At 59.5% G+C, this 26,740-nt stretch carries 27 protein-coding genes and 1 other RNA gene; 15 read left to right on the forward strand and 13 right to left on the reverse strand.

Going from position 1 to position 26,740, the window contains the following annotated elements:
* Window positions 1-3: 3 nt before the first annotated feature.
* Complete coding sequence (ppk1, locus tag BW686_RS22270; protein WP_084919619.1) at window positions 4-2,214, forward strand: polyphosphate kinase 1; 2,211 nt, start codon at window positions 4-6, stop codon at window positions 2,212-2,214.
* Here ppk1 and ppx read toward each other — a convergent pair.
* The 5 genes from ppx to BW686_RS22295 all read right to left on the reverse strand — a co-directional run bounded on the left by ppx (window position 2,201) and on the right by BW686_RS22295 (window position 6,962).
* Window positions 2,201-3,703 (reverse strand): exopolyphosphatase, encoded by a 1,503-nt coding sequence (gene ppx, locus BW686_RS22275; protein WP_084919620.1) that lies wholly within the window; start codon window positions 3,701-3,703, stop codon window positions 2,201-2,203. The genes ppk1 and ppx overlap by 14 nt on opposite strands.
* A 410-nt stretch (window positions 3,704-4,113) precedes the next feature.
* Complete coding sequence (locus tag BW686_RS22280; RefSeq protein WP_084919621.1) at window positions 4,114-4,848, reverse strand: amino acid ABC transporter ATP-binding protein; 735 nt, start codon at window positions 4,846-4,848, stop codon at window positions 4,114-4,116.
* Window positions 4,835-5,485: an amino acid ABC transporter permease gene (locus BW686_RS22285; protein WP_179149356.1), complete on the reverse strand. Its 651-nt coding sequence runs from the start codon at window positions 5,483-5,485 to the stop codon at window positions 4,835-4,837. The genes BW686_RS22280 and BW686_RS22285 overlap by 14 nt, the downstream gene beginning before the upstream one ends.
* Window positions 5,482-6,147, reverse strand: coding sequence for an amino acid ABC transporter permease (locus BW686_RS22290; protein ID WP_084919623.1), 666 nt, complete (start codon window positions 6,145-6,147; stop codon window positions 5,482-5,484). Before BW686_RS22290 ends, BW686_RS22285 begins: the two co-directional genes overlap by 4 nt.
* 29 nt (window positions 6,148-6,176) lie before the next feature.
* Complete coding sequence (locus BW686_RS22295; RefSeq protein ID WP_084919624.1) at window positions 6,177-6,962, reverse strand: transporter substrate-binding domain-containing protein; 786 nt, start codon at window positions 6,960-6,962, stop codon at window positions 6,177-6,179.
* 250 nt (window positions 6,963-7,212) lie between these two features.
* Between BW686_RS22295 and BW686_RS22300 the strand changes: the two genes are divergently transcribed.
* From BW686_RS22300 to BW686_RS22325, 6 genes are all read left to right on the forward strand, one after another.
* Window positions 7,213-7,917, forward strand: coding sequence for a FadR/GntR family transcriptional regulator (locus BW686_RS22300; protein ID WP_084919625.1), 705 nt, complete (start codon window positions 7,213-7,215; stop codon window positions 7,915-7,917).
* Window positions 7,918-8,038: 121 nt separating this feature from the next.
* A complete protein-coding gene (gene trxA, locus BW686_RS22305) occupies window positions 8,039-8,368 on the forward strand; it encodes a thioredoxin TrxA (protein WP_084919626.1) in 330 nt (109 codons plus the stop codon).
* Window positions 8,369-8,599: 231 nt separating this feature from the next.
* Window positions 8,600-9,859, forward strand: coding sequence for a transcription termination factor Rho (rho, locus tag BW686_RS22310; protein ID WP_002551560.1), 1,260 nt, complete (start codon window positions 8,600-8,602; stop codon window positions 9,857-9,859).
* A gap of 127 nt (window positions 9,860-9,986) precedes the next feature.
* On the forward strand, window positions 9,987-11,453 hold the full coding sequence (ubiD, locus tag BW686_RS22315; protein WP_084919627.1) for a 4-hydroxy-3-polyprenylbenzoate decarboxylase: 1,467 nt from the start codon (window positions 9,987-9,989) through the stop codon (window positions 11,451-11,453).
* Entirely contained in the window at window positions 11,453-12,421 is a 969-nt protein-coding gene (locus BW686_RS22320) for a CDP-6-deoxy-delta-3,4-glucoseen reductase (RefSeq protein ID WP_084919628.1), read from the forward strand. The genes ubiD and BW686_RS22320 overlap by 1 nt, the downstream gene beginning before the upstream one ends.
* 207 nt (window positions 12,422-12,628) lie before the next feature.
* Window positions 12,629-13,297: a gamma-glutamylcyclotransferase gene (locus BW686_RS22325; protein WP_084919629.1), complete on the forward strand. Its 669-nt coding sequence runs from the start codon at window positions 12,629-12,631 to the stop codon at window positions 13,295-13,297.
* Here BW686_RS22325 and glpT read toward each other — a convergent pair whose 3' ends face one another.
* Window positions 13,298-14,647: a glycerol-3-phosphate transporter gene (gene glpT / locus BW686_RS22330; RefSeq protein WP_084919630.1), complete on the reverse strand. Its 1,350-nt coding sequence runs from the start codon at window positions 14,645-14,647 to the stop codon at window positions 13,298-13,300. It abuts the gene before it with no gap.
* Between the two features lie 271 nt (window positions 14,648-14,918).
* On the opposite strand from glpT, the gene BW686_RS22335 reads away from it, so the two are divergent.
* On the forward strand, window positions 14,919-15,566 hold the full coding sequence (locus tag BW686_RS22335) for an energy transducer TonB (protein WP_084919631.1): 648 nt from the start codon (window positions 14,919-14,921) through the stop codon (window positions 15,564-15,566).
* The gene (locus tag BW686_RS22340) at window positions 15,563-16,198 is read left to right on the forward strand and encodes an energy transducer TonB (protein ID WP_084919632.1); all 636 of its coding nucleotides are present in this window, start codon (window positions 15,563-15,565) and stop codon (window positions 16,196-16,198) included. The genes BW686_RS22335 and BW686_RS22340 overlap by 4 nt, the downstream gene beginning before the upstream one ends.
* A 444-nt stretch (window positions 16,199-16,642) precedes the next feature.
* Here the strand turns inward: BW686_RS22340 and BW686_RS22350 are convergent, their stop codons facing one another.
* Entirely contained in the window at window positions 16,643-17,626 is a 984-nt protein-coding gene (locus tag BW686_RS22350; RefSeq protein ID WP_084919634.1) for an NADPH:quinone oxidoreductase family protein, read from the reverse strand.
* A gap of 130 nt (window positions 17,627-17,756) precedes the next feature.
* Here BW686_RS22350 and BW686_RS22355 point away from each other — a divergent pair, with 130 nt between their 5' ends.
* Window positions 17,757-18,161, forward strand: coding sequence for a flagellar basal body-associated protein FliL (locus BW686_RS22355; RefSeq protein ID WP_084919635.1), 405 nt, complete (start codon window positions 17,757-17,759; stop codon window positions 18,159-18,161).
* A 6-nt stretch (window positions 18,162-18,167) separates the two neighbouring features.
* On the opposite strand, the gene BW686_RS22360 is transcribed toward BW686_RS22355, so the two are convergent.
* On the reverse strand, window positions 18,168-18,617 hold the full coding sequence (locus tag BW686_RS22360) for an EVE domain-containing protein (protein WP_084919636.1): 450 nt from the start codon (window positions 18,615-18,617) through the stop codon (window positions 18,168-18,170).
* A 193-nt stretch (window positions 18,618-18,810) separates the two neighbouring features.
* On the opposite strand from BW686_RS22360, the gene BW686_RS22365 reads away from it, so the two are divergent.
* Window positions 18,811-18,963 (forward strand): hypothetical protein, encoded by a 153-nt coding sequence (locus tag BW686_RS22365; protein WP_084919637.1) that lies wholly within the window; start codon window positions 18,811-18,813, stop codon window positions 18,961-18,963.
* A 70-nt stretch (window positions 18,964-19,033) separates the two neighbouring features.
* Here the strand turns inward: BW686_RS22365 and BW686_RS22370 are convergent, their stop codons facing one another.
* From BW686_RS22370 to BW686_RS22385, 4 genes are all read right to left on the reverse strand, one after another.
* Window positions 19,034-19,639, reverse strand: a complete 606-nt coding sequence (locus BW686_RS22370; RefSeq protein ID WP_084919638.1) for a 5-formyltetrahydrofolate cyclo-ligase — start codon at window positions 19,637-19,639, stop codon at window positions 19,034-19,036.
* A gap of 88 nt (window positions 19,640-19,727) precedes the next feature.
* Window positions 19,728-19,906, reverse strand: a non-coding RNA gene (gene ssrS, locus BW686_RS22375) — 6S RNA.
* Window positions 19,907-19,936: 30 nt separating this feature from the next.
* Window positions 19,937-20,266, reverse strand: a complete 330-nt coding sequence (locus BW686_RS22380) for a cell division protein ZapA (RefSeq protein WP_024674562.1) — start codon at window positions 20,264-20,266, stop codon at window positions 19,937-19,939.
* The gene (locus BW686_RS22385; RefSeq protein WP_084919639.1) at window positions 20,263-20,472 is read right to left on the reverse strand and encodes a TIGR02449 family protein; all 210 of its coding nucleotides are present in this window, start codon (window positions 20,470-20,472) and stop codon (window positions 20,263-20,265) included. Before BW686_RS22385 ends, BW686_RS22380 begins: the two co-directional genes overlap by 4 nt.
* Before the next feature lie 150 nt (window positions 20,473-20,622).
* Here BW686_RS22385 and BW686_RS22390 point away from each other — a divergent pair, with 150 nt between their 5' ends.
* The 4 genes from BW686_RS22390 to BW686_RS22405 all read left to right on the forward strand — a co-directional run bounded on the left by BW686_RS22390 (window position 20,623) and on the right by BW686_RS22405 (window position 25,066).
* Window positions 20,623-21,177, forward strand: a complete 555-nt coding sequence (locus BW686_RS22390; RefSeq protein ID WP_084919640.1) for a YecA/YgfB family protein — start codon at window positions 20,623-20,625, stop codon at window positions 21,175-21,177.
* A 77-nt stretch (window positions 21,178-21,254) separates the two neighbouring features.
* A complete protein-coding gene (gene pepP / locus BW686_RS22395; protein WP_084919641.1) occupies window positions 21,255-22,589 on the forward strand; it encodes a Xaa-Pro aminopeptidase in 1,335 nt (444 codons plus the stop codon).
* Window positions 22,586-23,773, forward strand: a complete 1,188-nt coding sequence (ubiH, locus tag BW686_RS22400; protein ID WP_084919642.1) for a 2-octaprenyl-6-methoxyphenyl hydroxylase — start codon at window positions 22,586-22,588, stop codon at window positions 23,771-23,773. The genes pepP and ubiH overlap by 4 nt, the downstream gene beginning before the upstream one ends.
* 51 nt (window positions 23,774-23,824) lie before the next feature.
* A complete protein-coding gene (locus tag BW686_RS22405; RefSeq protein ID WP_084919643.1) occupies window positions 23,825-25,066 on the forward strand; it encodes a 2-octaprenyl-3-methyl-6-methoxy-1,4-benzoquinol hydroxylase in 1,242 nt (413 codons plus the stop codon).
* A 109-nt stretch (window positions 25,067-25,175) separates the two neighbouring features.
* Here BW686_RS22405 and BW686_RS22410 read toward each other — a convergent pair whose 3' ends face one another.
* A complete protein-coding gene (locus BW686_RS22410) occupies window positions 25,176-26,168 on the reverse strand; it encodes an AraC family transcriptional regulator (RefSeq protein WP_084919644.1) in 993 nt (330 codons plus the stop codon).
* Window positions 26,169-26,740 lie beyond the last annotated feature (572 nt).

Consider the following 26,740-nt stretch of genomic DNA (forward strand, 5'->3'; position numbering starts at 1 on the left):
TTCATGAATACCGAAGCACTCATCGAAGCCGCTGTTGAAGTCGATGTTCAGGAGGCAGCACCCGTGGTTGAGCCTGATATCGAAGTAATCCCGGCCATCGAAGCGCCCGCCGCTCTGGTGCCTGCCATCGTCGCTCCGAACCTGGACGACAGCAGCCTGTATATTCACCGCGAACTGTCGCAACTGCAGTTCAATATCCGGGTACTGGAACAGGCGCTCGATGAGTCCTACCCATTGCTGGAGCGGCTGAAGTTTCTGCTGATCTTCTCCAGCAACCTCGATGAGTTCTTCGAAATTCGTGTGGCCGGTTTGAAAAAACAGATCACGTTCGCCCGCGAGCAGGCAGGCGCCGACGGTCTGCAGCCGCATCAGGCGCTGGCCAGGCTCAGCGAGCTGGTCCACGGCCATGTCGATCGCCAATACGCGATCCTCAATGACATCCTGTTGCCGGAGCTTGAAAAGCATCAGGTCCGCTTTATTCGCCGTCGCCACTGGACGGCCAAGCTCAAGGCCTGGGTACGTCGTTACTTCCGTGACGAGATCGCGCCGATCATCACCCCGATCGGTCTGGACCCGACGCACCCTTTTCCGTTGCTGGTCAACAAGAGCCTGAACTTCATCGTAGAGCTTGAGGGGATCGATGCCTTCGGTCGCGACTCGGGCCTTGCAATCATCCCGGCACCGCGTTTGTTGCCGCGCGTGATCAAAGTGCCGGAAGAGGTCTGCGGCCCAGGCGATAACTTCGTGTTTCTGTCGTCCATGATCCACGCCCATGCCGATGACCTGTTCCAGGGCATGAAGGTCAAGGGTTGCTACCAGTTCCGCCTGACCCGGAACGCCGATCTGGCGCTGGACTCGGAAGACGTGGAAGACCTGGCGCGCGCCCTGCGTGGCGAGCTGTTCTCGCGTCGTTACGGCGATGCGGTGCGTCTGGAAGTGGCGGATACCTGCCCGAAACATTTGTCGGATTACCTGCTCAAGCAGTTCAACCTGAACGAGTCCGAGCTGTATCAGGTCAACGGGCCGGTCAACCTGACGCGTCTGTTCAGCATTACCGGTCTGGACAGCCACCCTGAACTGCAATACCCGCCGTTCACTCCGGCCATTCCCAAGCTGCTGCAAAACAGCGAAAACATTTTCAGCGTGATCAGCAAGCAGGACATCCTGTTGCTGCACCCTTTCGAATCGTTCACGCCGGTGGTCGATCTGCTGCGTCAGGCGGCAAAAGACCCGCACGTTCTGGCCGTGCGCCAGACGCTTTACCGCAGCGGCGCCAATTCGGAAATTGTCGATGCGCTGGTCGATGCGGCGCGTAACGGCAAGGAAGTCACGGCAGTGATCGAATTGCGTGCGCGTTTTGACGAAGAGTCCAACCTGCAACTGGCCAGCCGTCTTCAGGCTGCCGGTGCGGTGGTGATCTATGGCGTGGTCGGCTTCAAGACCCACGCCAAGATGATGCTCATTCTGCGGCGAGAAGCGGGCGAGATCGTGCGTTACGCGCACCTCGGCACCGGTAACTATCACGCCGGCAACGCGCGTCTTTACACCGACTACAGCTTGCTGACTTCCGACGATGCGCTGTGCGAAGACGTCGGCAAACTGTTCAGCCAGTTGATCGGCATGGGCAAGACGCTGCGCATGAAAAAACTGCTGCATGCGCCGTTCACGCTCAAGAAAGGCATGCTCGACATGATCGCCCGCGAGACGCAGTTTGCGCTCGACGGCAAGCCTGCGCACATCATCGCCAAGTTCAACTCGCTGACCGATCCGAAGATCATCCGCGCGCTGTACAAGGCCAGTCAGTCCGGGGTGCGTATCGATCTGGTGGTGCGCGGCATGTGCTGCCTGCGTCCGGGGATTGCCGGGGTCTCGCACAACATTCATGTGCGCTCGATCATCGGCCGCTTCCTGGAGCACACGCGGGTGTTCTACTTCCTGAATGGCGGCGACGAGCAGATGTTCCTGTCGAGCGCCGACTGGATGGAGCGCAACCTCGACAAGCGCGTTGAGACCTGCTTCCCGGTGGAAGGCAAGAAGTTGATTCTGCGCGTGAAGAAGGAGCTGGAAAGCTACCTGACCGACAACACCCACAGTTGGCTGTTGCAGTCAGACGGGCGTTATGTGCGCAGTACGCCAACCGGCAACCAGAACCCTCGAAGCGCCCAGGCGACCCTGCTGGAGCGCCTGAGCAACCCGGTTCTCAGCGTACGCTGAAGACGATGCCGACTCGGGTCAGCCACTCCGCTTCCAGCGCGAAGTCGGCCTGAGTCAGCTGGTTGTTTTCCAGCCAGCCTTCCGGGAATTCCGCATCCAGGTTTGGCCCGTCTGCACGTAACACCACGCGCGGCATTTCTTGAGTGCCGCGGATGTGGTGGAACAGAATCGCAAAGCGCAGCAGCACGCACAGGCGGATCAGCTTGATGCCTTCAGCGCCGAACTCGGCGAACTTGTCCTTGGGAATATTGCGGCGATGACCGCGCACCAGCAGGGCGAGCATTTGCTGGTCTTCGCGTGAGAACCCGGCGAGGTCGGAGTGCTCGATGAGGTAGGCGCCGTGCTTGTGATAATGATAGTGGGCGATGTCCAGCCCGATCTCATGCACCTTGGCGGCCCAGCTCAGCAGCTCGGCGTAGCTCTCGTGTTGCAACTCCCAGCTTTCGGCAACCTGCTCCAACGCATGCAGCGCTTTGGCTTCGACGCGGGCGGCCTGCTCCAGATCGACGTGGTAACGCTCCATCAATGAACTGAGGGTGCGCTCACGCACGTCTTCGTGATGGTGACGGCCCATCAGGTCGTACAGCACGCCTTCACGCAGGGCACCTTCGCAGTGATCCATGCGCTTGAGCTCAAGCGCGTCGAAGATGGCTTCGAGAATCGCCAGGCCTGCGGGGAAAATCGCGCGGCGGTCGGGTTTGATGCCGTCGAAGTCGATCTTCTCGACGTCGCCCAGTTTGAACAGCTTGCGCTTGAGCCAGGCCAGCCCTTCGGCATTGACCTCACCGGCGCCGTAACCGTTGGCCTTGAGCGCCACGCCAATGGCGCGAATGGTGCCCGACGAACCGATGGCCTCGTCCCATTTCAGGCGATGCAGCGCGTGTTCGATGCTCATGATTTCGAGTCGCGCAGCGGTGTAGGCCTGAGCGTAGCGGGCCGGTGTCACCTTGCCGTCGCGGAAGTAGCGTTGAGTGAAACTCACGCAGCCCATCTGCAGGCTTTCGCGCAGCAGCGGCTCGAAGCGCTGGCCGATGATGAATTCGGTACTGCCACCGCCGATGTCGGCGACCAGGCGTTTGCCGGGGGTGTCTGCCAGCGTATGCGAGACGCCCAGATAAATGAGTCGGGCTTCTTCGCGCCCGGAAATCACTTCCACCGGATGGCCGAGAATTTCTTCGGCGCGGTGAATGAAGTCGTTGCGGTTGCGGGCTTCGCGCAGGGCGTTGGTGCCCACGATGCGCACAGCGCCGAGCGGCAGGCCGTTGATCAACTGGGCAAAGCGTTTCAGGCAGTCGAGACCGCGCTGCATGGACTCTTCAGTCAGCTGGCGTTCTTCATCGATGCCGGCCGCCAACTGCACCTTTTCGCCCAGGCGCTCAAGAATGCGGATTTCGCCCTGATTGGCTTTTGCCACAACCATATGAAAACTGTTGGAGCCCAGGTCGATGGCAGCGATCAGTGAAAAATTCTTGGGTGTTGAATGCGGCATGGTCAGAAAGTCCAGTTCGATAACCGCACCATCGTGCCACGATCCATGCCTGCCGCCAACGCGAAGCTGTCCAGGCACCGGAAATACCCGGTATTACGCTTGGGACGTGGCGGATGGCTATCTAATCAATGTGATAGTTATGTCATTGTCGTGCCGATGCTTTGCGTTCCCGTGTTGGAGTGCTCGGCGTTATACACAGTCCGGACAGTTGAGCTTACAGGCTTCTGGCCGAAGGCCGTGGGAGCGAACGTGTTCGCGAAGACGGTGTTTCAGGCGACGCATCTTCGGCGGATGTACCGGCCCTTTCGCGAACAAGTTCGCTCCCACAGGGGCGTCCACCACTGCGTTCCCACACTGGAGGAACGATGACCCCACCCCACCTATCGTGCGACGCTCTGCGTCCGGTCTTGTCAGGCGTGTTCTGTGGTGCCGATGAAGTTCGCCAGTTCCGGGGTTTTCGGGTGGGCGAACAGGTCTTTCGGGTCGCCCACTTCATGGACCTTGCCCTGATGCATGAACACCAGCTTGTCGCCCACTTCACGGGCGAAGCGCATTTCGTGGGTGACCATGATCAGGGTCATGCCGTCGGCGGCCAACTGGCGGACCACGCTGAGCACTTCGCTGACCAGTTCCGGGTCCAGCGCCGAGGTGATTTCGTCACACAACAGCACCTTGGGCGACATCGCCAGCGCTCGGGCAATCGCCACGCGTTGCTGCTGGCCGCCGGACAGGCGATCCGGGAAAGCATCGAACTTCTCGCCCAGGCCAACACGTTCCAGCATCTTTCTCGCCAGTTTGGCGGCTTCTGCCTTTGGCACCTTCTGCACGACCTGCGGCGCGAGCATCACGTTCTCGCCGACGCTCAGGTGCGGGAACAGATTGAACTGTTGAAACACCATGCCGACCTTCTGGCGCAGGGTGCGCAGATCGGCGCGTGCCGCATCCAGGTATTCGCCATCGACTTCGATCACCCCGTCGTTGATCGATTCCAGCCCGTTGAGCGTGCGCAACAACGTACTTTTGCCCGAGCCGCTGCGGCCGATGATCGCCACCACCTGGCCTTCCTCGACCGACAGATCGATGCCCTTCAGTACGTGATGATCGCCGTAGTATTTATGCAGGGCGGAAATTCTAAGCAGAGGCATGCAGTCTCCTTTCCAGATGGCGCGCGCACAGCGACAAGGGGTAGCACAGGATGAAGTAGCCCAGGGCAACGAAGCCGTAGACCATGAATGGTTCGAACGTGGCGTTGGCCAGCATGCTGCCGGTCTTGGTCAGTTCGGTGAAACCGATGATCGAGGTCACCGCAGTGCCTTTGACCACCTGCACAGAGAAGCCCACCGTGGGTGCAACCGCGATACGCAGCGCCTGGGGCAGGATCACGTAACGCATCTGTTCCAGCGGGGTCATCGCCAGGCTGGCCGACGCTTCCCACTGGCCCTTGGAAATCGACTCCACGCAGCCGCGCCAGATTTCCGCGAGGTAAGCGCTGGTGAACAGCGTCAATGCCAGCGCGGCGGCGGCCCAGGGAGAAATGTTCATGCCCATCAGGGCGACGCCGAAGAACACCAGAAACAACTGCATCAGCAGCGGCGTGCCTTGGAAAAGCTCGATATAGAGCTTGGCACTCACGCGCGGGAAGGACTTTTCCGAGGTGCGCATGACCATCACCAGCAAACCGATCAGCCCGCCGCCTATAAAGGCGACCAGCGACAGGGCGAGCGTCCATTGCAGACCGATCAGCAGGTTGCGCAGGATGTCCCATAAGGTGAAATCCATCAGCTGTTCCTCGAGATGTAACGACGCCCGATCCAGGCCAGCAACTGCCGGATCAGCAGCGCCATCGCCAGGTAGATCAGCGTGGTCACGATGTAGGTTTCGAACGAGCGGAAGTTGCGTGACTGAATGAAGTTGGCAAAGAAGCTCAGCTCTTCAGTGGCGATTTGCGAACAGACCGCCGAACCCAGCATGACGATGATGATTTGGCTGCTCAGTGCCGGCCAGACCTTGCCCAGCGCCGGAACCAGCACCACGTAGCGAAAAGCTTCGTAACGATTCATCGCCAGCGCTGCCGAGGCTTCAAGCTGCCCTTTTGGAATCGCCTGGATGCCTGCCCGCACGATTTCAGTCGAGTAGGCGCCCAGGTTGATGACCATCGCCAGTACAGCGGCCTGCCACTCCGAGATCTGCACGCCCAGCGACGGCAGACCGAAGAAGATGAAGAACAACTGAACCAGAAAAGGGGTGTTACGGATCAGCTCGACGTAGACGGCGAAGATCGTCGCAAAAGGCTGGATCTTCCAGGCCCGGACGACGGCACCGACAATGCCGAGGCTGACACCGAGCAGCGTGCCAATGGCCGTCAGTTCCAGCGTGAACAAAGCCCCGCGCAACAGTACGTCGAGGTTCTGCAGGACCGGGGTAAAGTCGAAGTGATAAGCCATTGGTGAATCCTGTGACCGAAAAGCAGTGATCAGAGATCGGCAGGCAGCGGTTGCTTCAGCCAGGTCATCGACGCTTTTTCCAGCGTACCGTCAGCCTTGGCAGCTTCCAGAATCTCGTTGACCTTGCCCAGCAGTTCCGGCTGGCCTTTGTTCACGCCAACGTACACGGGCGAATCCTTGAGTTTCACTTTCAGCGCCGGGATACGCTTGGGGTTGCGCTCGCTGATGGCAACCATCACCACGTTGCCGCTGGCGATCAGGTCGGTCTGGCCGGCCAGGTAGGCGGCGATGGTCGAATTGTTGTCTTCAAAACGCTTGATGGTCGTGCCTTCCGGTGCAACGGCTGACAGCTCGATGTCTTCGATGGCGCCACGGGTGACGCTGATGGTCTTGCCCTTCAGTTCAGCAACATCCTTGACCGGAGACTCAGGCGGACCGAAGACGGCCAGATAGAACGGCGCGTAAGCCCGGGAGAAATCGATGACTTTTTCGCGGTCCGGGTTTTTGCCCAGGCTGGAGATGACCAGATCAACCTTGCCTGTTGTCAGGAAGGGGATGCGGTTGGTGCTGTTGACCGGCGTCAGCTCAAGCTTGACCTTCAGCCTGTCAGCCAGCAACTGCGCGGTGTCGATGTCCAGACCGCGCGGCTTCATGTCCGGGCCGACCGAGCCGAACGGCGGGAAGTCCTGCGGCACGGCGACCTTCAAGGTGCCGCGCGCTATGACGTCGTCCAGGCCGTTGGCGTGGGCGGGTGTCTGGCTCAGCATCAAACTGGCAAACAAGGCAGTAAGCAAGGCGCTGTAACGCTTGGTCATGTGAAGTCTCCGGGCGAAACGAAAGATGTTGGCCAGTCTCCAGTGCATAGCGCATGCCATCCGCTTGTTGTGGGCCGGAAACTCAAGGTTTCAGCGAGATTATGGTCTTACTGGTCTGAACAGTTGGCGGGCGGTACGCCCTGCTTTGGCGCGCTTTAAAGCCCGGTCGCCCCAGTGCTGGGCGTCGCTTGCCGAATGATCAGGATGGCGATAAAAGGGATTTTTACTGGACTGACTGGCCTGAACAGTGATGCCGCATACTTCACTCGCCGTACCCGAATCAGCCCTCCGGGCCATTCGCAAGTTGATCGCCGAGCAAGGGTACAAGCCGGGCGAGAGCCTGCCGTCGCAACGTGACCTGGCGGTTTTGCTGGGTGTTAGTCGTGCATCGTTGCGCGAGGCATTGTCGTCGCTCAGCGCCTTGGGAGTGGTCAGCGTGCAACCTGGCAAAGGCGTGTTCGTGCAGTCGATTTCTGAACCAGAACAGCGCACGGGAGGATTTTCCTGGCCTTTTGAAGCTCAGGTCTCACCGGCCGACACCTTTCAACTGCGTTATGCCCTCGAAGGATTTGCTGCCGGGCTGGCCGCGGTCACCCTGACCGCTGACGAGCGTGATGTGCTTGAAGACAACGTCGAAGCCATGCGTCTTGAGTTGTGTGGCGGCGATTTCGAAGCGGCGGCCAGGCTGGATTTCGAGTTTCATCGGCACATTCTGGTCGCCAGCGGTAACCAGGCCATGCTGGGGATCGTGACCGCCGGCGCCGATATTTTCCTTGAAAGCCAGAAAATGCCCTTCATACGCGCAGCAAGGGTCATGGAGACCTGGCAGGAGCACCGCAAGATTTTGCGGGCGCTGGCCCGGCACGCTTCAGGCCCGGCGCAAAAGGCCATGCAAGAGCATATTCGCGGCGCTGCCCTGCGTACCGGCATCGTTTTTGTCTCGCCTTCGAATTAAGCGCCCGTCATAACGTCCGTCATGCACCGTCATAGTCAGAGTCAATGAAGCATCGCTTCCTGAATGCCATAAGGGCCGCTATGATGGTCGTCTTTTTTAGCCTATGACCTCGGAGACTTCCATGAGCAACGACCTGATCAAACACGTCACCGACGCCAGCTTTGAAGCTGATGTACTCAAGGCTGAGGGTGCGGTACTTGTTGATTACTGGGCTGAATGGTGTGGCCCATGCAAAATGATTGCCCCGGTACTGGACGAAATCGCCGACACCTACAAAGGCAAGCTGACTATCGCCAAGCTGAACATCGACGAAAATCAGGAAACCCCGGCCAAGCATGGCGTGCGCGGTATCCCGACGTTGATGCTGTTCAAGAACGGCAACGTTGAAGCGACCAAAGTGGGCGCTTTGTCGAAGTCGCAGCTGGCTGCGTTTCTCGACGCCAACATCTGAGACGTTTCAAAGCCCCGCAAATAGCGGGGTTTTTTTCAGGCGTCGTACTAGACGCCTGGAAAATCAGGTGGTACATTCGGCCCCGCAACGGCTTCTCCGTTGCCCCCTGCAAGCCGTCGCCGACGCACTCCTTTCGATTTAGTACGCGATCCTGTCGCCTTTTCTGCGGCGCGGCCTCATTAAGCCAAAAGCTTAATTTCCCCCTCCATACATGATTACGTCATTCCCCATATGAACCTGACTGAACTCAAGCAAAAGCCGATTACCGAATTGCTCGAAATGGCCGAACAGGCTGGCATAGAAAATATGGCCCGTTCGCGCAAGCAGGACGTCATTTTTTCCCTGCTTAAACGGCACGCCAAAAGTGGCGAGGAAATATCCGGTGATGGCGTGCTGGAGATTCTCCAGGACGGCTTCGGTTTCCTGCGCTCTGCAGACGCTTCCTATCTGGCCGGCCCGGATGACATCTACGTCTCCCCCAGCCAGATCCGTCGCTTCAACCTGCGTACCGGCGACACCATCGTTGGCAAGATCCGTCCACCAAAGGAAGGTGAGCGTTATTTCGCTCTGCTCAAGGTCGACACGATCAACTACGACCGTCCGGAAAACGCCAAGAACAAGATTCTGTTCGAAAACCTGACGCCGTTGTTCCCGACGATCCGCATGAAGATGGAAGCCGGTAACGGTTCCACCGAAGACCTGACCGGTCGCGTGATCGATCTGTGTGCGCCGATCGGCAAGGGCCAGCGTGGTCTGATCGTTGCTCCGCCGAAGGCGGGCAAGACCATCATGCTGCAGAACATCGCGTCAAACATCACGCGTAACAACCCGGAAGTGCATCTGATCGTTCTGCTGATCGATGAGCGCCCGGAAGAAGTGACCGAAATGCAGCGCACCGTGCGCGGCGAAGTGGTTGCCTCGACATTCGACGAGCCGCCAACCCGCCACGTGCAGGTTGCCGAAATGGTGATCGAGAAGGCCAAGCGCCTGGTCGAGCACAAGAAAGACGTCGTTATCCTGCTTGACTCCATCACCCGTCTGGCTCGCGCCTACAACACCGTCATCCCGAGCTCCGGCAAGGTACTGACCGGTGGTGTCGATGCTCACGCACTCGAGAAGCCAAAGCGTTTCTTCGGTGCTGCGCGGAACATCGAAGAAGGCGGCTCGCTGACCATCATCGCCACCGCACTGGTTGAAACCGGTTCGAAGATGGATGAAGTCATCTACGAAGAGTTCAAGGGTACCGGCAACATGGAGCTGCCTCTGGATCGCAAGATTGCAGAGAAGCGCGTGTTCCCGGCCATCAACATCAACCGTTCGGGCACCCGCCGTGAAGAGCTGTTGACCGCTGATGACGAGTTGCAGCGCATGTGGATCCTGCGCAAGCTGCTGCACCCGATGGACGAAGTCGCTGCTATCGAGTTTCTGATCGACAAGCTCAAGCAGACCAAGACCAACGACGAGTTCTTCCTGTCCATGAAACGCAAGTAACAGGCCGGCTGACTCAAAAAATGGTGTCCTTCGGGGCACCATTTTTTTGCCTGCGCGCCGCGGATTAGCTGCCTTGAAGGGCTGGAGCAGGTAGGATGTGCGTCTATTTGGATAAATGGCCGGGTTAATGAAATTCAAAGATCTAAGGGATTTCGTGCAGCAGCTTGAGCAGCGCGGAGAGTTGAAACGCATCCAGATGCCGATCTCCCCTGTGCTGGAAATGACTGAAATCTGTGACCGTACCTTGCGCGCCAAGGGGCCGGCCCTGCTGTTCGAAAAACCGGTCGGCTTTGACATTCCTGTGCTGGGCAACCTGTTCGGTACGCCCGAGCGTGTCGCGATGGGCATGGGCGCAGAGGCGGTCAGCGAGCTGCGCGAGATTGGCAAGCTGCTGGCGTTTCTCAAAGAGCCTGAGCCACCGAAAGGGCTGAAAGACGCCTGGTCCAAACTGCCCATCTTTCGCAAAGTCATCGCCATGGCGCCCAAGGTCGTCAAGGACGCCCCCTGCCAGGAGGTCGTCATCGAAGGCGATGACGTCGACCTTGGCATGCTGCCCGTGCAGACCTGCTGGCCGGGTGACGTCGCGCCGCTGATCACCTGGGGCCTGACGGTCACCAAAGGGCCGAACAAAGAGCGGCAGAACCTCGGTATCTACCGTCAGCAGGTCATTGGCCGTAACAAGATCATCATGCGCTGGCTCAGCCACCGTGGTGGCGCGCTGGACTTCCGTGAGTGGTGCGCCAAGCACCCCGGCGAACCTTACCCGGTGGCGGTTGCGCTGGGCGCTGACCCTGCAACCATTCTCGGTGCTGTGACGCCCGTGCCGGACAGCCTGTCCGAATACGCGTTCGCCGGCCTGTTGCGCGGTTCGCGTACCGAACTGATCAAGTGCCGCGGCAGCAACCTGCAAGTGCCTGCGAGCGCCGAGATCGTGCTTGAAGGCGTGATTCATCCGGGGGAAATGGCCGATGAAGGCCCCTACGGCGATCACACGGGGTATTACAACGAAGTCGACAGCTTTCCGGTGCTGACCGTCGAGCGCATCACTCACCGTATCAAGCCGATCTATCACAGCACCTACACCGGACGTCCACCGGACGAGCCTGCGATTTTGGGTGTCGCCCTGAACGAAGTGTTCGTGCCGATCCTGCAAAAGCAGTTTCCGGAAATCGTCGACTTCTACCTGCCGCCGGAAGGGTGCTCGTACCGCATGGCGGTGGTGACCATCAAGAAACAATATCCAGGCCATGCCAAGCGCGTGATGCTGGGGGTCTGGTCGTTCCTGCGCCAGTTCATGTACACCAAGTTCGTGATCGTCACTGACGACGACATCAACGCACGTGACTGGAACGACGTGATCTGGGCCATCACCACCCGTATGGACCCCAAGCGCGACACGGTCATGATCGACAATACGCCCATCGATTATCTCGATTTCGCGTCGCCGGTCTCGGGGCTGGGGTCAAAGATGGGGTTGGATGCCACGAACAAATGGCCAGGGGAAACCAGCCGCGAATGGGGCAGGGCAATCGTCAAGGACGAAGCCACCACGCGCCGGGTGGACGAAATCTGGACTCAGTTGGGAATAGATTGATGCGCGTAACCTTGCAGCCGTCAGGTGCGGTGCTGGAAACCCTGCCGGGCGAGCGAATTCTTGATGCTGCCCAGCGCCTGGGCTACGAATGCCCGCAGAGCTGTCGCAATGGCAATTGTCATGTGTGTTCGGCCTTGCTGGTCGAGGGCCGGGTGACGCAATCGGGTCAGGTGCTGGATCACGGCGAGATTCATACGTGCGTGGCCGAGCCACTGGAAGATTGCGTGGTTCTGTGGGACGGCGTGCTGGCCAAAGGCGAGCTACCGGTGCGCAGCTTTGCGTGCCAGTTGAGCGAGTGTGTCGAGGTGGGTGGCGATGTCTGGCGCGTGGGCCTGCGCGCTCCGGCAGGCAAACCGCCGCGCCACCACGCCGGGCAGTACCTGATGATCGAGCGCGAAAATGGCGAGAAGTCGGCGTTTTCCATCGCCTCACCTCCGCACAGTGGCCGTGATCTGGAATTGCACGTGCTGGTTCGCGAAGACAGTGCGCGCAGCTTGATCGAACAGCTGCAACGCAACAAAATGGCGCGCGTCGAGCTGCCATTTGGTGATACCCACCTGGCCGAGTTGCCTGAGGGGCCATTGGTTCTGATCGCTGCCGGTACAGGGATGGCACAGATGAACAGCCTGATCGAGCACTGCCGTGCAAAGGGCTTCAAGTATCCGGTGCATCTGTATTGGGGCGTGCGGCGGCCTGACGACTTCTACCAGGTCAGCCATTGGGACGAGTGGGCGAAGCTGCCCAACCTCTTCCTGCACAAGGTCGTCAGCGATCTGTGTGGCTGGGAAGGGCGCTGCGGTCTCCTGCACGAGGCGGTCTGCGAGGACATCAAGGACCTTTCAGCCGTGCATGTCTATGCCAGCGGCTCGCCCGCGATGATTTACGGCACGCTTGACGCCCTGGTCAGCGCGGGAATGGACGCCCATCAAATGCGCGCAGACGTGTTTGCCTACGCCCCGCGTCCATGACAACGGACTGACGGCGGCATGACTGGAGTGTAAATTGCTTCAACTTTTTGTAGTTTCTGGCGATGTCATTGAGTAACCAGACGATTTTTGGCAAGACAGGCCTTCGGCCTTGAGCGCGAACCGAACCACGATACCTTGATGCCGCTCACCCACGAGCGAGTCAGCGGGGCTCGGTAAAGACTGACAGTCAGCCTGTCAGGGAGGCAAATGGATAATCCGGTCAACGAACTGGCCGCGGCGGTACACGACGGCCTCGGCCTGACGTACCCGCCCGTTATTGATATGGGCCCTCAGCTTACCCGCGAGCAACTGCTCGCCTCCATGAGCGCCACCATGCACAGCCACAAAGGCGGGCCGGTCTGGCTGTTCGCTTATGGTTCACTGATCTGGCGCCCCGAATGCACCGCAGTAGAAAGCCGGCGCGCGCGCGTTCACGGTTATCACCGCGGCCTCTACCTGTGGTCTCACGAACATCGCGGCACGCCGGAAGTACCGGGGCTGGTATTTGGCCTCGATCGCGGCGGCTCATGCACCGGTTTTGCCTATCGGCTGCCGGATGAATGCCTGGAAAAGTCGCTGCTGGCCTTGTGGGAGCGCGAAATGCCGTATCCCTCATACCGGCCGCATTGGCTCAATTGCCGCCTTGAAGATGGCAGAAAAGTGCAGGCGTTGGGGTTCGTACTGGAGCGGCACCTGCCCAGCTACGCGGGCAACCTGCCAGACAGCGTGTTGAGCCAGGTGCTGGCCAGTGCCAGCGGGCGTTATGGAACCACCCGCGAGTACGTTGAACAGACGGCCAAAGCCCTGCGTAGCCACGCCATGCCAGACCTGAATCTGGAGGCGCGGCTCAAGCGCTGCAAGTCAGAGACCGCCTGATCAGCCTTTGTTGTCGCGGGACGTGCTGGCGACTTGTTTGTGCCGCAGCGTCGGCGCCAGGAACACCATCGCCAGAATGCACGCGCCGATCAACAGCACGAAGCCGCCATCCCAGCCGAAGTGGTCAACGGTGTAACCCATCGCAGCGCTGGCCGCGACCGAGCCGCCCAGGTAGCCGAACAGGCCGGTGAACCCGGCCGCCGTGCCTGCAGCTTTCTTCGGCGCCAGTTCCAGCGCCTGCAAGCCGATCAGCATCACCGGACCGTAGATCAGGAAGCCGATGGACACCAGTGCGATCATGTCGACGGTCGGGTTGCCTTCAGGGTTCAGCCAGTACACCAGCGTGGCGATGGTCACCAGAAACATGAACACCATGCCGGTCAGGCCGCGGTTGCCCTTGAAGATCTTGTCCGACATCCAGCCGCACAGCAGCGTGCCCGGAATGCCTGCCCACTCGTAAAGGAAGTAAGCCCACGAAGTCTTGTCGACCGTGAAGTGCTTGGCTTCTTTCAGGTAGGTCGGTGCCCAGTCCAGTACGCCGTAGCGCAACAGGTAGACGAACACGTTGGCCATCGCGATGTACCACAGGAATTTATTGCGCAGCACGTATTTGACGAAGATTTCCTTGGCGCTGAATTCCTCTTCATGGCTCGCATCGTAGCCTTCCGGGTAATCGTTCTTATAGTCCTCGATGGGCGGCAGGCCCACGGACTGTGGCGTATCGCGCATGGTGGCAAACGCAAATACCGCCACCAGCAACGCCACCGCCGCCGGCACGTAAAACGCGGCGTGCCAGTCATTGGTCCAGCCCATGCCGAGCAGAAACAGCGGACCAATCAGGCCGCCGCCGACGTTGTGCGCCACGTTCCACACCGACACCACGCCGCCGCGTTCTTTCTGTGACCACCAGTGGACCATCGTCCGCCCGCTCGGCGGCCAGCCCATGCCCTGGGCCCAGCCATTGATGAACAACAGCACGAACATGATCGTGACGCTGGACGTTGCCCAAGGCGCAAACCCGAAAATGAACATGATCCCGGCAGAAACCAATAGCCCGAAGGGCAGGAAGTAGCGCGGGTTAGAGCGGTCTGAAACGATCCCCATAAGGAATTTCGACAGGCCATAGGCAATCGCGATGGCCGACATCGCCAAACCCAACTGACCACGCGTGTAGCCTTCGTCGATCAGATACGGCATCGCCAGCGAGAAATTCTTGCGCAGCAGGTAGTAACCGGCGTAACCGATAAAGATGCCTGCGAAGATCTGCCAGCGCAGACGACGATAGGTGCTGTCGACCTTTTCTTCGGGAAGGGGTGTCTGGTGCCTGGCGGGACGGAAAAAACCAAACATGGAGATGCTCCTGATTATTGTTTTTTTGCGAAAGCGAATATTACATTTTCATTACAGAAAAAAGCAGTGCCTCCGGGCTGATTCTTTGTAGGAATCGCGGACGTTTGCCTGTTCTTTTATGAACATTTGACACCTGTTTGTTTGTGTTTCAAGAGTTTGGGATCGGTCCTACAGCCTTCTCGGAAGCCATGCGCTGACTGGCCCGCGGACAGGCTTTTACCATCGTTGGCATTGCGCCGCCGGGGCGCACTCAGACGATGAGCCACCCAACATGAGAATTCACGTATTCACGATTGCCGCAGCGCTGGCCCCGCCTGTCAGCGCAGCAGAGTCCTTTCTGGTGCCCGTCTACACACCGACACCGGTGTTTCCCGCTGAACTGATCAAAACCCGCTATGCAGGAAAAGTCCGCGCACAGCTGTGGATAAAGTCCGATGGGCAGGTTCGCGAAGTCAGGGCCATCGAGAGCGGGCATCCACAACTTTCCAGATCGGTGGAGCAGACACTTCGCCAGTGGCGCTACAAACCCTGGATCGGAACCGTCGGCGCGCCGCCACAGACCACGATTACCGTTCCGGTCATTTTCGGCTCCCACGGCTACCGGCGTTTCAACACCGAAGTGACCGTCGGTCTTGGCAACATCCGTTGCGGCTATCTTAATCACGAGGTGAAGTCTATCCGGCAGGAAGAGCCTTTGAGCAAGGTCGATGTGTTCTGGTACACCGGGCAGGTTCTGTTCGGCAGCCATGTTGCCCACCAGCGCAGCGAGCCCCAACGCAAGGCGTTGCTTGAATTGCTCGGAACGTCGATACCTGCGGTAGTGAGCAACTGCAGAAGCAATCCTGACCACCGTTATGGGGATTACCTCCCTACGCCAGTCAAGGTGTTGATGGTGGGGCTGGCTGAGGGCGGCGAATGAGCCGCGTGCTTGGTGTGATTGTGCTTGCGGGCTTGCTTTCGGCGGGCGCAGCACAAGCGTTGCCGTCGTATCCAGTGCCGTTGTATATGCCGGAGCCGGACTATCCGGCGTCGATGCGTTATGTCTTGGTAAAAAACAGTGTCACCGTCAGGATTTTCATTCAGGCCGATGGAGGCGTGCGCTTTCTTGAAGTGCGGGGGGCAACTGATCCGAGGTTCATCAGCCTGACCCGAAGTGCTGTTGAACAATGGACCTTTGAGCCCTGGGAGCCACCGGACTCTCATCCCGAGGGCGAAGCAGTCACGGTCACGTTTACCTTCACAGGGCGACCACACACCAACCCGCCGCTGACATCCAATACCGAGCTGAAGCAGGAGTTGTGCTGGCAGCTGAACAGAGAAATGTTCGAGGGTCGCAGAGGGAGCAAGGACGTCAAGCCGGACGTGCTAATGCGAACAGAGCTGTACCTGTCGAGCGGTCCGGTCATAGAGCAATTCCTTACTCTGGACGAGCGTCAGGCACTGGTTCTTGAACTGCTGGAGGCGACGCCGGGCATTATCGCCCAATGCCAAAAGAATCCGATGCGCAAGTACGTGGATTATTTGCCGGAGAATGTGAGGCGCGCGTTGTAGGAAGGGGGCAGCGAAGTGCCGGGACCAAAGCCATTTCAGAATGCAGCCCTACTTTGCTCGCCGGCCGCTGCCGAAGTACCCTCCAATAAAAAAGGCGACACGAGCAGTATGAGGATTTTTTCTCGGCGCGCACAAAGCGTCAGTCATGGATACCTTGAGCGCCGCGCACGTGTGGGAGTGAGCTTGCTCACGAAGAGGTCGGTGCAGCCAGTGAAAATCTCACAGACATCTTTCGTTCCGAACGCGTCAGTAGGAGTGCCTTTCTCAGGGCTCCGCGTCACCATTCGCGCCATGACGCATTTGATGCACAGTGCCCAGAAATGCATGAACGAGCATTGGAACAAAAGGATTTTGCTGCCCTATAAATACGCCTTCGGGAGCAAGCGAAGCGTCGCCCGGCTCGCTCCCGCAGGTCAGGTAATTTCGCATGCTTTCGAGTGAGCTTCAGGTCTTGCCAACCAAAACCACCACCTTCCCCACTGCCAGCCTCCCACCCAACAAATCAATCGCCTCCCCAGCCCGCTCCAGCGGATAAACCGTCGACACCAGCGGTTTCAATTTTCCTTCCTCAAACCACGCAAACAGCTGATTGAAGTTCGCCGCATTATCGTGTGGTTGCCGCTGAGCAAACGAGCCCCAGAACACGCCGACCACCGAAGCCCCCTTGAGCAGGGTCAGGTTGACGGGCAGTTCTGGAATGCGGCCGCTGGCGAAGCCGACGACCAGCAGGCGGCCGTTCCAGGCGATGGCGCGGATGGCCTGGTCGAAGAGGTCGCCACCGACCGGGTCGTAGATCACGTCGGCGCCGTTGCCATTGGTGAGGCGTTTGATTTCGTCCTTGAGGCTGGTCTCGCTGTAGTTGATGAGTTCGTCTGCGCCAGCGTTTCGGGCGACTTCCAGTTTTTCGGCGCTGCTGGCGGCGGCGATGACGCGCGCGCCCAGGGCTTTACCGATTTCGACGGCGGCCAGGCCGACGCCTCCGGAGGCGCCCAGCACCAGCAGGGTTTCGCCGGGTTGCAGGTTGGCGCGCTGTTTAAGCGCATGCATGGAGGTGCCGTAGGTCATGCTGAACGCGGCGGCGGTGGTGAAGTCCATGCTTTCCGGGATCGGCAGCACGTTGTACTGCGGCACGGCGACCTGCTCGGCGAAGCTGCCCCAGCCAGTGAGGGCCATGACGCGATCGCCGGGTTTGAGGTGAGTGACTTTTTCACCCACTGCCGATACCACACCGGCTGCTTCGCCGCCCGGCGAGAACGGGAAGGGCGGTTTGAACTGGTATTTGCCTTCGATGATCAGCGTGTCGGGAAAGTTGACCCCGGCCGCGCGCACATCAAGGAGGATTTCGTTCTTTTTGATCTCGGGGCCGGGCACTTCTTCGAGCACCAGCGTGCTGGCGGGGCCGAAGGCTTTGCATAACAGGGCTTTCATCGGGCTATTCCTTTTCCGGTAATGGCCGATAAAGTCAGTTAAGCGGGTTCCCGGGTCAACAAGCATGACCCTGCCTGATAAGCACACATAAGCTGTAAGCTACGTGGCAAACCGTATTAAGGAGTGGACTGTGAAAGCGTGGATTCTGATGTTGCTGGCCTTGTCATTGCCCGTCATGGCGCAGGAAGAAGCCAAGGAAGAAGGTCCGCCTAAAGCGGCTTATGTTTCGCTGACGCCTCCGTTCGTGGGCAATTATGCGCTGGATGGCGGCCCTAAACTGCGCGTCTACAAGGCTGACATTTCCCTGCGTGTGACCGGCGCCGACGCCGAGGCTGCCGTGAAACGCAATGACGCGTTGATCCGCAATCAACTCGTGGCGCTGTTTACCCAGCAGACCGTCGAGTCCATGAGCAGCGCCGAGGCGAAGGAAAATATTCGTCAGGAAGCGCTCAAACAGGTTCAGCGAGTGATGAACGACGAAGAAGGCAAGCCGGTCGTCGATGACTTGTTGTTCAACAACTTCATCGTTCAATAACGCTCTTCAGCGCAGTGCCAGAATCGCCGCCCATTGTTCGGCGGTGACGGGCATGACTGACAGTCGACTGCCTTTCTGCACCAGCGGCAGTTGTTCCAGCGGGGTTTGCTGTTTCAGATAACCCAGCTCCAGCACGTTCTTGAAGCTCTCCACAGACTCGACGTCGATGGCGCTCCACGGATTCTTTTCCGCAGTGGCCTTGGCGTCGTGATAGTGACTGTCGGGGTCAAGGGCGGTGGGATCAGGATAAGCCGCTCGGGCGATTTTCCCGATGCCGGCAATGCCCGGTTCAGGGCAACTGGAATGGTAGAAAAAGAATTCGTCTCCCTCGCTCATGGCCCTGAGGAAGTTACGTGCCTGGTAATTGCGGACACCGTCCCAGCGCGCACGGCCCAGTCGTTGCAGGTCGCTGATCGAGAATTCGTCAGGCTCGGACTTCATCAGCCAATAGGCCATCGTGGTGCTCCAGAGGCAGAAAGTTTCACAGTGGTGAAGAAAGTTGTATGACAAACCGACAGTCGGCTCGCGCCACTATTTGCGTACTGGTTCACGTTACCGCAAAATGCCGACCTTTCAAGTTCCACACTGCTGCACGGTTCTCAAGTAACCGATGCGGACGGTGTATTGATTTGCCTAAGGAGGGCAGTCATTGAAGCGCAAGCCTGATTTACTCTGGATTCTGGTTATTTTGTTTGGCTTGGGCGTCGTGACAACGGGTTATGCGCAGAGCTTGTGGACCAGCAAGGACGACACGCCTGTAGAGATCACTCAGCAACAGCAGAAAATTCCCGGCAGGCATTAAGCGCTGTCGATGCTCTGATCGTTGAACGCCACACGATCAGAGTGCGCTCTTCAGATACCCGTCCTCAAAATCACTCATTCAGATACCAATGCCTGTCCGATACCGTGCCATGCAGCGGTACGTCCCAACTGGCCTGCGCCAATCGATCCACTTTCTGACATTCGTGAGCCAGCCCTAGCAGAACGGGTTTGCGCCAGGTTTTTCTGCGTGCCAGATACGCCAGGCTGCGGTCATAGAAGCCGCCGCCCATGCCAAGGCGACCGCCTTGATCATCAAAACCTACCAGTGGCAACAGAACCAGGTCGAGTGCCCACACCTTGCGTTGCTTCGCACGGTTGATGCGTGGCTCGGGGATACGAAAACGGTTGGGGATGAACCGCTCGCCGGGCCGCACGCGCTGGAACACCATGCGGGTGCGGGGCCATGCGTTGAGCACCGGGAGGTAAGTCGCCTTGCCACGACGTTGTGCTTCACGCAGCAACAGGCGCGGGTCGATCTCGCCATCCATCGGCAGGTACAGCGAGACATGCCGGGCGCGCCGAAACAGCGGATGCTGCGCCAATTGGTGGAAGAGGCCACGAGCGGCCATACGTTGCTGGACGTTGCTCAGCGACCTGCGCGCCATGCGTAGCTGACGGCGCAGTTGCGGGCGTGTGAGTGATTGGGCGCTGATCATGAGAGAGAGGTCATGCAGGCTGATCCGAGGTTGAAACCAGAGCTGGATCGTCATTGCCAGACAGGCCGTCTGGCAATGTATTGAATATGGACTCCCCGACGAACCGCTGTCGGTTTAGCCCTTGAACCCGAAAGTTCAAGGTGGAGATTGCAGGAGGTTTTAAGGCTTTCCGTCTAGCGGACATGCACACCAACCCCAACGTGCAACCCCCGTGGTTGTGCGTATCGGCTCAGGGACATGACCGACTGGCAAGCACTCCAGGGAGCGGCGCAAGTATACAGAAATGCCCCGCAATAATCAGCCCCGAGTTGAATCCGGTGTGCCGGGCGTGTCTGTCGCCAGCACCAGATCGACCTTGTCGAGCAGGTCACGCACCTGTTCGCGGGTCGAGCCGCTGGCCTGCACGTCAGGCACATGCTCCTTGTGCAGCAGGTCGTGAGTGATGTTCAGGGCGGCCATTACGGCGATGCGATCGGCGCCGATGACTTTGCCGCTGCTGCGGATTTCACGCATCTTGCCGTCCAGGTAGCGCGCAGCACTGACCAGGTTGGTGCGCTCTTCCTGAGGGCAGATGATGGAGTATTCCTTGTCGAGGATTTGAACGGTAACGCTGTTGCCATTGCTCATGAGTCTTGCTCCAGGGCTTTGAGGCGCGAAATCATTGACTCGACCTTCTGCCGGGCGATTTCGTTTTTTTCAATGAGTTGGGCGCGTTCCTCGCGCCAGGATTTTTCCTGAGCTACTAGGAGTGCGTTTTCGCCTTTAAGTTGCTCGGCATACTTCAGGAGCAGCTCCACACGTTTCATCAGCGCTTGCAGGTCGGTGTCTTCCATTGTTTTCCACTGAGTACTTTCTGATGAGTGGCAGGGGGAGCGATGCTTATGCTCAAGCTCGAACCGCCGTCCGGGTGATCTTGTCGCGCGGATAGTCTAGGATACAAGGCCTCCATTCTAGACATTGCGCCGATTGGCGACTAGCTACCCATGCCCATTCAGAATTCTCCGTACAAAGCGTTCGCCACCCTGCTCAACAGTGGCGGTCATCAGGTATCCCCCGCCGAGCTGCATGGTCTGTTGCTGGGCCGCAGTTGCGCGGGTGCCGGTTTCGATAAAGAAGGCTGGTTCGCCGATGCCTCCGTCCTATTCGAAACCGAGCCGCAAGACAACATTCGGACTGCGCTGGTCGGCCTGCAAGAGATGGTCAAAGGCGAACTCACCGGCGACGACATGACGGTCGTGCTGTTGCTGCCCGGTGACGACGAGCCGCTGACCGAGCGTGCTGCTGCGCTGGGCCAATGGTGTCAGGGCTTCCTGGCGGGCTTTGGCCTGGCCATCGGCGACAAGACGCTCGGCACTGAAGCCAAGGCGGTTCTTGAGGACCTGGCGGCCATCGCCCAGGTTCAGGATGCGCTGGAAGAGTCCGAAGACGGCGAGACCGACTACATGGAAGTCATGGAATACATGCGCGTAGCGCCGTTGCTGCTCTTCACCGAGTTCAACGAGCCGACCGCGCCGGAACCCAAGCCTTCTCTGCACTGACTGACAGCCATCACGGCGACACCGGCCCGGGCGCTTGCCGCCGGAGCCGGTGAGCGCCATCAGGACGCCCGCCGCCCATGATTCAGATCCCGAAGTCCGAATACGCCCGCCGTCGCAAGGCCCTGATGGCTCAGATGGAGCCGGACAGCATCGCGATCCTGCCCGCCGCCGCGGTCGCCATTCGCAATCGTGACGTCGAGCATGTGTACCGGCAGGACAGCGACTTTCAGTACCTGAGCGGCTTCCCCGAGCCAGAAGCCGTGGTCGTCCTGATTCCCGGGCGCGAGTACGGCGAGTACGTCCTGTTCTGCCGTGAGCGCAACCCTGAACGAGAATTGTGGGACGGTTTGCGTGCAGGGCAGGAAGGCGCAATTCGGGATTTCGGGGCGGACGATGCGTTTCCGATTACAGACATCGATGAAATTCTGCCGGGGCTGATCGAAGGCCGTGACCGGGTGTATTCGGCGATGGGCAGCAACCCGGAGTTCGACCGGCATCTGATGGACTGGATCAATGTGATTCGTTCCAAGGCGCACCTGGGCGCACAGCCGCCCAAGGAATTTGTCGCGCTGGATCACCTGCTGCATGACATGCGTCTGTACAAGTCGGCGGCGGAGATCAAGGTCATGCGTGCGGCGGCAGATATTTCTGCGCGCGCCCATGTGCGTGCCATGCAGGCTTGTCGCGCCGGTCTGCACGAGTTCAGCCTGGAAGCTGAGCTGGATTATGAATTTCGCAAGGGCGGGTCGAAAATGCCTGCCTACGGCTCCATTGTCGCCTCGGGCCGTAACGGTTGCATTCTGCATTATCAGCAGAATGACGCGGTCCTCAGGGACGGTGATCTGGTGTTGATCGACGCGGGTTGCGAAATGGACTGTTATGCCAGCGACATCACCCGCACCTTCCCGGTGAACGGTAAGTTTTCAGCCGAGCAAAAAGCCATTTATGAACTGGTGCTCAAATCCCAATATGCGGCGTTCGATGCCATTGGTCCCGAGAAACACTGGAACCAGGCACACGAAGCGACGGTCCAGGTGATTACCGCAGGGCTGGTTGAACTGGGCCTGTTGCGAGGCGATGTTGATCACTTGATCGAGACGGAAGCCTACAAAGCGTTCTACATGCACCGTGCCGGACACTGGCTGGGCATGGACGTACACGACGTCGGTGAATACAAGGTCGGCGGCGAGTGGCGAGTTTTGGAGGTTGGCATGATGCTGACCGTCGAACCCGGGATTTACATATCCCCCGACAATCTGGATGTCGCGAAGAAATGGCGAGGTATTGGTGTGCGAATCGAGGATGACGTGGTTGTGACCCGGCAAGGCTGTGAAATCCTGTCCGGCGGCGTGCCCAAGACCGTCGCCGAGATCGAGGCGCTGATGGCCGCCGCACGGGTGCAGGTCGCATGAGCCGGTTCAATATCGCCATTGTTGGCGGCGGGCTGGTCGGTGCAAGTCTCGCCCTGTCGCTGCAGGCAGGTGCCAAGGCGCGGGGCTGGAAGATCGTTCTGATCGAGCCTTTTGCGCCGGGGGAAGCCTGGCAGCCCAGCTACGATGCTCGCTCCTCCGCGCTGTCGTTCGGTGCCCGACGCATCTACGAGCGGTTGGGCATCTGGCAACAGATTTCCCGACGCGCCGAGCCGATCCTGCAAATTCAGGTCTCGGACCGCGGTCGCTTCGGCGCTACCCGCTTGTCCGCCATCGAAGAGGGCGTTCCGGCGCTTGGCTATGTCGTGGAAAACGCCTGGCTCGGTCAGGCCCTTTGGGCCGGGCTGGACCGTGACGTCGTGAGCTGGCGCGTGCCGGCGGAAGTCAGGCAGATGCAGCCGCTGCCCGATGGTTACCGCCTGACCCTGAACGATGACACCGAGCTGGATTGCGACCTTGCCGTGCTTGCCGACGGTGGTCGCTCCAGCCTGCGCGAGCAGCTGGGTATAGGGGTGCGGCAGCGTCCTTACGATCAGAGCGCGCTGATCGCCAATATCTCGCCGAGCGAGGCTCACTGCGGGCAGGCGTTCGAGCGCTTCACCGACGACGGGCCGATGGCCTTGTTGCCGTTGCCAGACAATCGCTGTGCGCTGGTCTGGACGCGTCCGGGCAACGACACTCAGCGTCTGGCCGAGCTGGATGACCGCCGTTTTCTTGAAGAACTGCAGGGCGTCTTCGGTTATCGCCTGGGCGCCTTGCGTCAGGTCGGTGCGCGCCATGTCTACCCGCTGGCGCTGGTGGAAGCCGAGGAGCAGGTGCGCTCGCATCTGGTTATCCTCGGCAACGCTGCGCACAGTTTGCATCCGATTGCCGGGCAGGGCTTCAACCTGTCATTGCGCGATGCCGATGCGTTGGCCGAAACGCTGCTGGACAGCGATGCCCCGCTGGGCGACCTGCCGACGCTGGCGCTTTACCGTGAGCGTCAGCGGCAGGATCAACAATTGACCGTTGGTTTCTCCGACAAGGTGACGCGCCTGTTCGGCAGCAGCCAGACGGCGGTGGCCACAGGGCGTAACCTGGGTTTGCTGGGCCTGGACCTGCTGCCGGTTGCCAAGCGCTGGTTTGCGCGTCAGGCCATGGGGCTGGGGACTCGAACCGATGTGTGACGCCAACAATTTCAACAGCCGGCTTCGGCCGCAAGCGAGAGCGGTTTGACCATGGAAACGCGCGCAGATGTGCTGATTGTCGGAGCCGGAATGGTCGGCAGTACCCTTGCGCTGGCCTTGCAGGGGAGCGGCCTTGATGTGTTGGTGGTCGACGGTAGCCCGCTGAGCGTCAAACCGTTCGACAGCCAGTCGACGTTCGAGCCGCGGGTCAGTGCCCTGTCGGTGGCCAGCCAGCGCATCCTGCAGCGCCTTGGCGTGTGGGAGGGCATCGTGTCGCGTCGCACCAGCCCTTACGCGCACATGCACGTCTGGGATGGCAGCGGCACCGGGCAGATCCACTTTTCTGCGTCCAGCGTGCATGCCGATGTGCTGGGCCATATCATCGAAAATCGTGTGGTGCAGGATGCGTTGCTCGACCGGCTGCACGACAGTGATGTCGGGCTGCTGGCCAATGCGCGCCTCGAGCAGATGCGTCACTCCGGTGATGACTGGCTGCTGACGCTGGCTGACGGTCGCCTGCTGCGTGCGCCGTTGGTGGTTGCTGCGGATGGTGCGAATTCGGCGGTGCGCCGCCTGACCGAAACGCCGACGCGAGAGTGGGACTATCAGCACCACGCCATCGTTACCAGCGTGCGCACGGCCGATGCTCACAGAAAAACCGCGTGGCAGCGTTTTACCGACGACGGTCCGCTGGCCTTTCTGCCGCTGGAACGTGAGGGTGAACATTGGTGCTCCATCGTCTGGTCGGTCACGCCGGCTGAGGCCGAACGCCTCATGCAGCTGGAGGACGACCTGTTTTGTCGCGAGCTGGAAAGCGCATTCGAGGGCCGGCTCGGTCAGGTCCTGACGGCTGACTCTCGTTTATGCGTGCCGCTGCGTCAGCGCCATGCCAAGCGTTACGTCGCCAAGGGCCTTGCGCTGATTGGCGACGCGGCGCACACCATTCACCCGTTGGCGGGGCAGGGTGTGAACCTGGGCTTTCTCGACGCTGCGGTGCTGGCGGAAGTGTTGACCCACGCTGCGCAGCGCGGCGAGCGCGTGTCGGATATTCGCGTCCTGGGTCGCTACGAGCGCCGCCGTATGCCGCACAACCTGGCGCTGATGGCCGCGATGGAAGGCTTCGAACGCCTGTTTCAGGCCAACCCGTTGCCGCTGCGCTGGCTGCGTAACGCCGGCCTCAAAATGGTCAACCAGATGCCGGAAGCCAAAGCGTTGTTCGTGCGCGAAGCGTTGGGGTTGTCGGGGGATCTGCCGGAGCTGGCACGGCTGGATGCCCGTCAGGACCTGGACTGAGCTGAACACCGCTCGTTCCGACCGCTCCCGCGTGGGAATGCCGTGGCGTGACGTTACGTTCCGCGTCACCTATCGGCGCCACGCCATGCGCTCGAGAGTGTCCTGACCTTCACCTCGCCAACTCATTCCGATACTGCCCCGGTGTCAGTCCGGTCCAGCGCTTGAAGGCGCGGCTCAAGGTGTCGGTGTCCGTGAAACCCAGCAGGTAAGCGATTTCGCTCAGCGAGCTTTGCGGGTCGTTCATGTGCAGCAGTGCCAGGTTCTGGCGACATTGATTGAGCAGCAGGTCGTAGCTGCACCCTTCATCCGCCAAGTGGCGCTCCAGGCTGCGCGGGCTCAGGTGCAGGGCTTCGGCGATGCACTCGGCTGAAGGCTCGCCATCCGGCAACAGTGTCTCGATGGCCGAACGTACGCGTTGCTCCCAGATCAGTGAAGGCAAAGGGTCGCCGCTGGTTTTTTGTTCGTTCACCTGAATCGGGCCGTCATCCAGGTGGCTGTCGAAATCATCACCGCCAAATTCCAGCAGGTTTTCCTCTGCCGAGAAATTCACCGGTGAGCGGAACAGGTCTTCCCATGGCCGCGGATCGTTGGGTGTGGGGCGTTGCAGGTGTACGGCCAGCGGTGCATAGCCTCTGCCCAGACGATTGCGGCACGTGCGCACGTAAATGGCCGCGAAGGCATCCAGTAATTCATGAACAGGTGATTGGCACGATTTCGGTGTGCCAAAGCGAAACTCGTAGCGTTCACCGACCGTTCTGAAGTCCAGCTCCAGAGAGTCTTCTGCGGTCGAGCGATAGCGTACGATTCGTTCGAAAACTTCTCGCAGTGAACCGCTGGCCACCAGTGTGTAGCCCAGCGCATGAAAGGCTGTCGGGCTGACAAAGCGCGACACGCGCAACCCAAGTGCCGGATCGCGGCTGGACTGCACCGCCAGTTGCCACAGCCGTGCGGTGACGTCCGCCGGAAATTGCGCGCTGGCATCGTCGAGTAAATCCGGATCGATGCCCGCGCTTTTGCACAGCGCGTTGCTGTCTGCGCCCAAGGCGTCAAGTTGCTTGCGCAGGGCGCGTGTCCAGCTGGCGAGACTGCTTGGTTCGGGCATGTGGACGCCTATTCCTTGGGGAGGTTGCAGTTTGCACCGGCTCAGGCCCGTGCAGATGTCACAAGGCAGCTCCTTTGCCCGACACCAGCGTCAGAATGAGATCATTTGTGACAGTTGTGCAAGTGCCTGGAAACCGATTCTTGAGGCCGGCCGGGAATTCCTGTGCCTGTTGATCGCCAAGGCAGCCACGAATATGCCAAAGCGAACTATGAGTGAGCAGTTCTAGACGGTTGTCGTATAACGCAGGCATCCCACCGCCATTTGACAAGCCCCGCTAACGCTCGCGTGGCATAGCGCAGATGCTTTTCTGGCAATTGACAGCGTCATGGCAAATGACTATAAATGCGTCATGTTGTACGACAACATAAGACTTCGAAAAAATAGCAACCATAAAAACAATTCAAAGAGTAACAAGCCTATGGTCAGTCCCTTCCCCCAAGCGGCAAACGTGTCTTTCTCGTACGAAAAATTTGCGTTAATACGCGAAAATCAGCGATTTATCTGCTTTAAGCCCCCTACAGCACCCGTAATCTGACGTTACAAAAACTAGCCGGCTCACGGTTCCAGACCGC

Source organism: Pseudomonas syringae (assembly GCF_002157375.1).
GTDB classification, from domain to species: domain Bacteria; phylum Pseudomonadota; class Gammaproteobacteria; order Pseudomonadales; family Pseudomonadaceae; genus Aquipseudomonas; species Aquipseudomonas syringae_T.